The following is a 10,472-nucleotide window of genomic DNA, read 5'->3' as shown; positions in this document are numbered from 1 at the left end:
AGACAGTCAAACTATCACAGAAATTACTGAATTTCACAAAAACGGCCAAATAAACAAAGTAACAAACTATCATTCTAACAGTACAAATATTCATAATATTAAAGAATACAATGAACATGGTGAAATAAATAAAATTACAACTTATCGCGATGACGGCTCTTTAATGAATATTAATAAATATAACGACGAAAAAATAGTTAAACAAACTCAATATCGTCGTTATAGTGGATTAATTTATTACATTCAAGACTATGACAAAGACGGCAAAATAGTTAAACAAACATTTTATCACCGCGACAAAAAAATTATTACATCTATTTACGAATATGATCAAAATGGTGATTTCATTAAAATTACGTATTACAAACCTGATGGAACCATCGATTATTTTGAAGAATTATAACGAAAAAAAACAAACCCCATTCAAACAGCTGATTTTTTAAAAAATCAGCTGTTTCAATTACTAACCAAACCCCCAACAGTAAAAAAAAAGACAAACGCAAAGGCAATTAAAAAACAATATATAAACAAAAAGAAAGGAACACAAAATGACTATAGTATTAAATTGGGTATTAACTATCTTGACGATAATTGGAACAATAATTTCGTTTAAATTTTTCACTAATAATTTAAAATCTGAAATTAATCTTTTAAATGATAAAATAGATAAACGCGATAACAAATTAAACAATATTAACAAAAATTTTGAATTATTAAAAAAAGAAATGTCATCCCATCAAGAAAGGTTAGACAAAATTATAAAATCAAAACAAGAAACAAAAAAAATAATAATAGAAACATTTAAAAAAATAGAAAAATTAATAGACAACAATAATAAAAAAAACAATATATAAAATAAACAAACCCAAGATTCTCATTTTTGAGAGTCTTTTTTTATACCTAAATTTTCATTAAAAGGAGAAAAATACAATGGAAAAATAATTTCCTAAACAAATTATAAAACACATTAAAGAAATAGAAAACAATTAAAAATCGTCAAAAATATGTTAAATTATACAATATAAAAATAAGAAGGAAATAATAGAATCAAAATATAAAAATAATAACAAAAAGTTGTTTTTGATGTTATAACTTACTTAAAACATTGATACGATAAATATAAAATTTAATATAAATTAACAAATTATTATATTATATTAAGGCCATTATATTGTAAATATAATGAACCCCTTTTTTAGAACCACAGCTTGATGTTTGGACCTATTGTCTATATTTATAGAATTTTTCATTTTGTAGATAAAATAATTCCAATAATTATATTTTAGGGAAAGACTATAAGAAATAGATCATGAAATCAATTGAATATATTTTAAATAAATATGGTAATATGAAACCTTTTGAACTTACAAATAAAACACATCAAGAAGATCCATGGATCAACAACTTTAATGATGATCATTGTGATTTAAGTGATAATATTATTCCAGAAAAAGATATTTTCGAATATTATACTAAAAATCCTTCAAAATTATAATTTTTTTATTTTTAAAACCAAATAAAAGCACAAAAATAACTAAAAGAACTAATTAAATTAGTTCTTTTTTAATTTAAAAACAAAGACACCAACCAGCAAAAAAAACCAGGCGATTCAAATCGCCATCCCAACCCACCAAGGCAAAAACAACAAAAACAAAAAACTAACGCCCAGCCATTAAAAAAACAAACCCAAATTAACAATTATTAAAAATTAAAAAGATTCATTCTATATGAATCTTTTTTTTATACCAAAATTCACCTAAAGGAGAAAAAAATATGTCGTTTATTGTCATCGAAGGACTTGATGGAAGTGGTAAAACCACTTTTATCAAAGCATTTCAAAAAATTTTAACTAAGAATAAATTAAATTTTAAACAATATCAAGGATTAGGCAGCAGTCAATTAGGACACGAAATCAGAAAAATATTTTTACAATCTGATTTAATTCATCAAGATACTCGATTCTTTTTAAGCATCGCCAATATGGCACAAACTTTTGAAGAACTCATCAAACCAGACTTAATCAACAAAGAAATTGTCATTTTAGACCGTTGGTTAGCATCTACTTACGCCTACCAACTATATCCATTTCAAGAACAAACTTTAATTTTAGAATCAATTTTTAAGACCGTATTAACTCAATTATTCACTCCATGTGATTTACTAGTTTATTTAGACATTGATCCCAAAATTGGAATTGAACGTAAAAAGAAACAAGCCCATCATAAACTCGACGTCATCGAACAAAAACCTTTATTGTATTTTAACCAAGTAAAAGACGGATATCACGATTATCTCAGTCACATTCATCAAGGTACAACTTTAATTTTATCAAGCAACGATCCAGTTGACAGCAACGCTATGAAAGTTTTTAACTTATTAAGAAAGAAAGATTTATTATGAAAAAATTTATCAAACAATCAAAAAACGGAACAATTCACACTTATTACACCAATGGAAAAATTAAAACCATTTATTTCAATAACATTATTATCCAAAAAATAAAAAGAATTTTTAAAACTAAAAAAACAACAAAAGACTTTAATTTAAAAGTCTTTTTTTATTTAAAGAAAGGAATTTTAAAATGTTAACCGATCAAGATTTCTTTAATATTCAACATTTTAATACCTAAAAATCATAATCCAAACTATTATTTTCCATGTCCTATTCACCAAGGAAAAACAATAATTGTCGTTATATTTCAAATAAAAATACTATTTGTTGTTATTCTTTTGTAAAGAAAACATACGACGATTTTGATGTTTATTCTAAAATAATTAATGAAAATAATTTTTATATTATTAAAACCAAACTATATCAACTATTCAAAACTGAAAAATTTCAACAATTCATTCAAGAATATAATCAAATTAAAGAATTTTCAACTTCTACACATTATTCAAAAAATGAAAAAAATTTAGTTGTGATGAATTCCAAATTAAACAAATAAAAATTCAACTATTTAAAAAAGTATCACCATTATTTAATCAAATTCGTGATTTCTATCACCAAAAACTAATTACAAACCCCAACAAAGAAGGATTAGAATATTTAACAAAAACACGTAAATTATCATTAGACACAATCAAAGAATTTAAATTAGGTTTTGCTCCATTAAGCGGAAAAGCACTTTCATTTCAATTGACCAATTATTTAAAAAAACACCAATTATTCAATGAAAACGATCTTCTAAAATACGGATTAATTAGACAATATCATCGAAAAGATGAAACAAGCTTTTTTCACGATTCATTTCACGGTAGTATCATCATTCCCATCGAAAACGGTAACAATAAAACTTTCCATTTTTATGAAAACCATTTTCGTAAAATTGAATATAAAACTAAATGCAAACCACCAAAATATATGTCATTACCAGATTTCAGTAACACACCAACATTCTTTTTTAGTTATCGCTTTTTTGAAGCTTTACCATTCATCAAAGTAACAAAAAAAGTTTACATTGTTGAAGGTTTCTTTGATGTCATTCAATCGTGGAATCATGGAATCAAAAACGTAATCGGTACAATTATCATTGCCAACGAAATGTCAAAAGCACAAATTAATATTTTAAAGAAAAACAATATTCAAGTCATCGTCATTCCCGACAACGACAAAAACGAAACAGGTTATAAAAAAGCTAATCTCATTTACAACCAATTAAAAGAAGAACAAATATCATGTAAATTTTGCCCTATTAAAGCACCATATAATAAAACTTGCAAAGATGTTGATGATTTGTTAAAACAACGTGGTACTGATGCTTTCTATGAATCATTCGCCTAATTCCAAAAAACCAGGCGATTTAAATCGCCCATTACAACACAAAAAACAAAAGAGAGAAACTGTAAAGGCATTAAAAAAACAAATCAAATTATAAAAAAATATCAAATTAAAAAGGAATAAAATCATGAACCAAACAAATACACAAAAATTAATAAGTTCAATTTTCACAGTTAATAAATTAAATGACACTAAACAATTAGAGAATCGTATACGTTTAATAAACAATTGTTCTTTTTCAAATAACACTGACGAAAAAAGAATTTTTGACGCTATTAAAACAATTTTTATTGCTAACAAACGACCATTTTTATTAGAAGAATTAATTCGTCATCGTAATCCTAAAACATCAATAAATTTTTACACATTATATAAATTAAATGAAATTTCAATTAATAACAACGAATTCGAAGAATTATTTAAAAAATCAATTTCATCAATTCAAACTGCTAATTTTTTAAACGATTTTAAAAAGATGTTGAAAAAATCAATATTTATAATTACAATCTTAACAAATTAAATCAATTACTTCTAAAATCATGGAATTTCAAAATAATTTCGAACAAAATGATGAAATTTCAATTAATCACGGTGCATTAAAATATTTAGAAAAAAACAAAGACGCAAAACAATGTAGACAAAACACGCAAAAACACGTTATTTAACAAACGAATATCAAAAATTTAATCAATTAATCGGTGGATTAAAAATGGAGAATTAGTCATTTATTCAGCTGATTCAGGATTTGGAAAATCAACATTCGCAATTAATTTAATGCTTCAACTTACAGAACATTCTATGAAACAATTTAAAAAACCAAAAATTGTTATGATGAACTACGAAATGGAATTTAACGATATTCTTAAACGAATTTTTGCAATTAAAAACGATAAAGATATTGATTTAACAAAAATTACTAGTGCTGATTATAATACAACACTTGAACGAATGGAATCCGAACCAACAAAAGACATTGAAGTATCGCATGAATACGAATCAATTAAAAAGTTATTAAATTAATGCAAAACTATGACATTATTATCAAATCACCTTTCTATAATGCTGACATTTCTTATTTAGAGCAATACGTTCGATTAAAAAAGAAAAAACGAAATTGATATATTAATAATCGATCATCTTCATTTAATGAAAGATGTTAATGAAAATAATTTTATTGAAAGAACTGATTCCATCGTTTGGAAGTTGAAAATGCTAGCTTTATCGTTAGATATTCCAATAATTTTATTAGCACAATTCAACAAAGAATCATCAAAGACAACTGAAAAAATATGCACTCAATGAAAGGTTCCGCAGGATCCCACAACATGCAAACGTTGTTTTCACATTAACTAAAAAACCGATACCTAAAGAAGAAGAAAATAAAAATGAACCTGAACCAGACATTATGGACGTAGTTTTAACAATCCATAAGAATCGTCAAGGTAAAACTGGTATCATTAATTTCGAATTTGATAAACCACATCAAAGATTCATTGAAAATGAATAATTTTATTAATTGAAAAAAAATAAAAAAAATTTTAAAATTTGCATTTTAAACAAAAGTAATATTAAACTACTACTCAGTTAAAAAATACAAAAAATAAAAACAAATAATACGGATTTAATCTTAAAAAACGTATTTTAATAAAATGTGGATAAAAAACCTATTTTTCCGTATTTTAAAATTATTTTTAAAATTTGTATTTTTAAGTTGAGATAAAATAAACTTTTTAAACCAATTTTTAAAGTATGATTTTTCATACTTTTTTTTATACTATTTTAAAAAAAACAAAATTCATTAATAAGGAGAAAAAAACAATGAATACAAACTATAAAACTTTACAAATAATTCAAAAAGATAATTTCTTTGAAGAATTTAATGATTTTTTTACAAAAAAAAATAATTATCAAATTTATGTTGTTGTAATAGATAACATAAAAAAGTATGATAAAATTGATTTTTATTGTGATGATTCTAAAAAAGAAATTTATTTTGAACTATCAACAACAAGATTTAAGTTATTTTCAAATCATAAATTATTTAAAAATAGAATTAATCAAAAATCACAAAATTGTTATCAAATTTTAACACAACAACCATCTACAACAACAAAAACCAATATTTCAACAATTGATAAATTAAAGGTAGAATTAGAAAGAATTCAACCAGATTTACTATCACAAATTCGTGTAAAAGAAAATAAACCACAATATAAAAATATTACTTTTAAACTTTATGATTTGGATATTTGGTCTCCGATTGAATTAAAAAATTCAGTTAAAGAATTATTGAAAAATTTACAATCAAACAATCAAGAACAATCAACAATAATACAAGTTAACAATAATAACGAAGATAACAAACCTGAATTACCAAAAGTAGAAACAATTGCAACATATCCAATTTTTCAAAAAAATTATACAAATTTAGATAAAGATAGAATTAAAGAAGTATTGAAAAAAATTCCAATTGGAAAATTAACTAGTTTAGAATTGCGTGAACTTAAACTTAATACAAAAGATGGTTTTGATAAGTTAATTAAAACTAATTTTAAAATTGTTAGAAAAAAACCAATTTTATTTTATCAAGAAGCTGATTTATCAATTATTAATCAATTTTTAAGAAAATCAAAACAAGATGGTTATAAAGTTAAATATTGTCGAGAAGATAGAAAAAAAATTGTTTATAATGGTATTAAAATTAATTTATCAAACGATCATAATCATAAAATAATTCAAAATAATATTGAATATTATATTAATTTTGATGGCAAAATATATTATTATTTAGTATTAATTGATAATAATAATCCAAAAAATAATAAAAGATTAGTTATTAATTACAATAACGATTTATCAAAAATACAAAAAGAAAAAATACAACAGACTTATCAAAAGTTAGAAAACGAAAATATTGAAAACAAATTTAACAAAATGTACGATTTATTAATAAAATTTATTAATTTTATTTAATATTATTCAAGATTATATATATATAACAATACTATAAAACATATAGTAATCTATAATAACCTATAACGGCTACTATAAGAACTATAATCTGTGTGTTGTTTTATTTGGAAGCATACACAGATTAATATGCTCTATATTTATATTTTATATTAATAACTATGCTAATAGTTATATTTATATTTTACTATTTGCAATATAGTATAGTTATTAATATAAATTATAAATCAACCGAACAAGAAATAATTTTAAAAGTATTTAAATTATTAATAAAAATAAAAACAAGTTAATCTTATTAATAGATATTACTAATAAATGTTTTTAAAAATACATCTTATTAAATAAATTAAGAAAATAATAAAAATAATAAAAGAAGTTAAAATTATATAATTAATTAAATATTAAAAATAAAGTAATATTTATTAATATATTAAAGCTTATGCAGTAGTTAAATATTAGCATTTTGTATTAAAAGATTAGATAAAATTAATTATATATAATATATTATAATTAAGATTATTAAGAATTTATTATATAAAATAGAATAGACATAACGTTTCAGGAGAAACAATGAAGAATAATCATTTAATATACAAAATGAATAAAATAAATAAATTTAAAAATAAAAAAACATAAAAATAAAAATAAAAGAAACGAATATAAATAATTTGTTTCGATTTTTTTGCATTTTTCAATTTTGTAATTTATTTTTTTAATTCTTTTTTAACAATCAAAAATAATACATTTAAGTACCAAAATCGATTAAATTATGCATTTCAAATCAAAAGCAATATTATAATACTCTCAATTCGATTTTAAAAATATTATTTTTTAATATTCACGATTTTAATTTAACCTTTTTTAAATTCATATTATAATGAATACAAATAATAAAAATAAGGAAAATAACAATGTTAAATTCTATCAACGAAATCGAGAATACTTTTCAAATTATCCAAAATTTAAAATTAAAAAATAACGTTCCAATTTATAAATCAATCAAATCATTAAAACTTAATCAACGAAAATATTATTATTCAATCAATCACAAAAAACAAAACATCATTAACAAACAAAATAAAATAAAGACAATAACAAAAAGAATTAAAACCATTTGTCAAGAAACAAATTATCGTTATGGAATTCGAAAAGTCAAATATATTTATTTTATAAAATACCAAAAAATAATTTCATTTGAACTAACTAGACAAATTATGAAAACTAATCAACTAAATTGTCGAATTAAAAGATACAATAAAAAACGTAAACGGTTTTATCAACCAATAATTCAAAAAAATCTTATTCAACAAAATTTCAAAGCATTTCAACCATTTCAAAAATTATTTAGTGATATTACCGAATTTCGAATTAACAATCAAAAAATTTATTACGCAACAATCATTGATTCTTACAACAATCAAATTTTATCATCTCAATTAAGTGTCAAAAACAACACTAAATTATTAATCAAATTATTAAACAAAATCAAGAAACCTAAAAAACGAATGTGCTATTTTCATTCCGATCGTGGAGGAAATTATACTTCACATAAATTTCAAAAATTATTAATTAAAAAAAATTACATTCCATCAATGTCAAAAGCAGCTCATCCAAACGATAATGCTGTTATTGAAAACTTTTTTTCGATCATGAAAGGATATTTTAAAAAACCAACGATTTACAAATTAGAAAGATTTGCTAATTTTTATAACAACAATTGGATTTTATCAAAATTAAACAACCAATCACCGATTGAATTTTTATCTAATAACAATTTTAAAAAATAATTATAATTTTTTATAAAAAAAATAAATTTTCTTTTACCATATTATCCTAATCATTTTAACAAAATTTAAAAAAAATAAAAAAATTTTTAAAAAATAGGTAAGTTTTACTCTCTTTTTGTCGTCATATATAGTGTAGAGAAGTTTATATTTTTTTATAAAAAAAATATAGATTTAACATTATAGATTATAAAATAAAATAATTTAAAAGCAAAAAATATAGTCTTTTAATATGAATTAAAAAACATTTACATTTTTTTATAACACTGCGAAAAATATAGATTTATCATTATAAATTATAAAATAAAATAAATTAAAAGCAAAAATATAGTCTTTAAAGATGAATTAAAACATTTACAATTTTTATAACACTGCCGTACTGTTATAATTTTTTGTAAATAAATTCATTTTTAATACCGAAAAGACTAGTTAAAAAAACTAGTCTTTTTTGTTTTTAGTGAAAGGAATATTAAAAATGAATAAATTTAAACAAAGTGTATTAGAAATTGAATCATGTTATTTTGATTTATTTTTTAATCTTTTTAAAGAACTTGATGTTTTTTTATTAGAAAACAAGGAAATAAACAACGACAAAATAGAAAAAGAAATTAATAAATTAATTAAACGAATCAAATATTTATTATTTTGTAAAGTAATTGATTTTAAATTTCCATTTCCATTAGAAAAAGAAGATTTATTATTAGTAACTTATCAAATTTTAGTAGAAAAAAGTGAAAAAATTCAATTAAAAATTCAAAATTTTGGAGAACAAGATTTTATTAATGCTTTTATAATTAAAATAATTAAATATCATTTTTTATATTTATTAAAATTTCGAAAACTTCACGACAAAAGATTTATTGATGTTACAAAAATAAATCAAAAAGCTGAATTATCAAATTTTGATGTATTAGACAATCTAATTATACGTAATACAAACGAAACTAAATTTGGTGACGAATATTATCATCAAGAATGTGAAATGAATTTATTAAATAACATTATTAAACGTGAATTAACAAAAACAGAATTAAAAATTTTTCAAACAATTTATCAATTACAAAATAATTTTAAAGAAATAAAACAATTTAATTCTTTATCAAATGAAGAAGTTGCTGAAAAATTGAATACAATAACAATTTTTATTAAAAACAAAAAAACAAAAATCCACAACAAAATAAAATTTGCTAAAAAAAGACGTCGATTTGTTGATTTACTGACTATCGCTAAGATTACAAATAGAAATTTCTTAAAAACATTAAAATGTTGTCAACTTAAAGAAGAACAACCACAAAAAACATATTATTCGGATGATAAAAACGTTCTTTATTACAGTGAATTTGATAAAAAATTAGTTTTTCAATTGATTAAAAACAAAAATAATCAATATGAATTAAATAAATTATATTTTGTTGAAATTAATTACATTGAAAAAGAAAAAAACAATTAAATAGAAAGGAATAAAACTTATGAAAGAACAAAAAAATAATAAATTAATTGACGAAAAAACAAAAAACCAAACAAAACCAAAATTTGCTTTTTTATTATCACCAATTTGGTTATTGGATATAAATTTATTTTTTAGCATTAATAATTTGATTGCATTACTTTTTGATTTTGAATTAGGAAATTTAACAATGTCATTACAATTATTTCAAAATTTTTTTTATTACATATTTATGGATTAATAGAAAAAAACAAAAATAAATTGAACTACACTGAAAAAAAACTATGACCTTGTTAAAATGGTCATTAAACTAACACAACTTGGTAAGTTGTAAAATTAATATAATAAAAGATTGTCGTGTATATTATTACCAAATTTTAAGTACGTTTATTATAAAAAAAGACCTGAAAGTTAATCGCTGTCCAGGTCCGCAGTGTTTCAAAAATATGTAAATGTTTTTTTAACTATGTATATTTTTAAAACCTCGTTTA

The 10,472-nt window shown here is 21.4% G+C and carries 12 protein-coding genes and 1 pseudogene; all 13 read left to right on the top strand.

Annotated features, from left to right (window positions below; translation table 11 throughout):
* Nucleotides 1-403, top strand: a 403-nt coding sequence (locus KTO59_RS02850; protein ID WP_284928522.1) for a DUF2963 domain-containing protein, incomplete at its 5' end; no start/stop codon positions are given.
* Nucleotides 404-548: 145 nt separating this feature from the next.
* Nucleotides 549-854: a hypothetical protein gene (locus tag KTO59_RS02845; RefSeq protein WP_284928521.1), complete on the top strand. Its 306-nt coding sequence runs from the start codon at nucleotides 549-551 to the stop codon at nucleotides 852-854.
* Nucleotides 855-1,309: 455 nt separating this feature from the next.
* The gene (locus KTO59_RS02840; protein ID WP_284928520.1) at nucleotides 1,310-1,495 is read left to right on the top strand and encodes a hypothetical protein; all 186 of its coding nucleotides are present in this window, start codon (nucleotides 1,310-1,312) and stop codon (nucleotides 1,493-1,495) included.
* 278 nt (nucleotides 1,496-1,773) lie between these two features.
* Nucleotides 1,774-2,400 (top strand): dTMP kinase, encoded by a 627-nt coding sequence (tmk, locus tag KTO59_RS02835; protein ID WP_284928519.1) that lies wholly within the window; start codon nucleotides 1,774-1,776, stop codon nucleotides 2,398-2,400.
* Complete coding sequence (locus tag KTO59_RS02830; protein WP_284928518.1) at nucleotides 2,397-2,588, top strand: hypothetical protein; 192 nt, start codon at nucleotides 2,397-2,399, stop codon at nucleotides 2,586-2,588. The genes tmk and KTO59_RS02830 overlap by 4 nt, the downstream gene beginning before the upstream one ends.
* Before the next feature lie 68 nt (nucleotides 2,589-2,656).
* Complete coding sequence (locus KTO59_RS02825) at nucleotides 2,657-2,947, top strand: hypothetical protein (RefSeq protein WP_284928517.1); 291 nt, start codon at nucleotides 2,657-2,659, stop codon at nucleotides 2,945-2,947.
* Nucleotides 2,935-3,783 carry a toprim domain-containing protein gene (locus tag KTO59_RS02820; protein WP_320412678.1) on the top strand — a complete coding sequence of 283 codons (849 nt, stop codon included), beginning with the start codon at nucleotides 2,935-2,937 and terminating at the stop codon, nucleotides 3,781-3,783. Before KTO59_RS02825 ends, KTO59_RS02820 begins: the two co-directional genes overlap by 13 nt.
* Before the next feature lie 124 nt (nucleotides 3,784-3,907).
* Nucleotides 3,908-4,300, top strand: a complete 393-nt coding sequence (locus KTO59_RS02815; protein ID WP_284928516.1) for a hypothetical protein — start codon at nucleotides 3,908-3,910, stop codon at nucleotides 4,298-4,300.
* A 170-nt stretch (nucleotides 4,301-4,470) separates the two neighbouring features.
* A pseudogene (locus KTO59_RS04520) lies at nucleotides 4,471-5,082 on the top strand (DnaB-like helicase C-terminal domain-containing protein).
* A 516-nt stretch (nucleotides 5,083-5,598) separates the two neighbouring features.
* Complete coding sequence (locus tag KTO59_RS02795) at nucleotides 5,599-6,753, top strand: hypothetical protein (protein WP_284928514.1); 1,155 nt, start codon at nucleotides 5,599-5,601, stop codon at nucleotides 6,751-6,753.
* Between the two features lie 908 nt (nucleotides 6,754-7,661).
* Nucleotides 7,662-8,537, top strand: coding sequence for an IS3 family transposase (locus KTO59_RS02790; protein WP_284928513.1), 876 nt, complete (start codon nucleotides 7,662-7,664; stop codon nucleotides 8,535-8,537).
* Nucleotides 8,538-9,009: 472 nt separating this feature from the next.
* On the top strand, nucleotides 9,010-9,984 hold the full coding sequence (locus KTO59_RS02785) for a hypothetical protein (RefSeq protein ID WP_284928512.1): 975 nt from the start codon (nucleotides 9,010-9,012) through the stop codon (nucleotides 9,982-9,984).
* A 19-nt stretch (nucleotides 9,985-10,003) separates the two neighbouring features.
* Nucleotides 10,004-10,222 carry a hypothetical protein gene (locus KTO59_RS02780; RefSeq protein WP_284928511.1) on the top strand — a complete coding sequence of 73 codons (219 nt, stop codon included), beginning with the start codon at nucleotides 10,004-10,006 and terminating at the stop codon, nucleotides 10,220-10,222.
* The last annotated feature ends 250 nt before the right edge of the window (nucleotides 10,223-10,472 follow it).

Source organism: Candidatus Phytoplasma sp. AldY-WA1, from assembly GCF_020312115.2.
Classification (GTDB): Bacteria; Bacillota_I; Bacilli_A; order Acholeplasmatales; family Acholeplasmataceae; genus Phytoplasma; species Phytoplasma vitis.
This window is presented reverse-complemented; position numbering and strand designations above follow the sequence as displayed.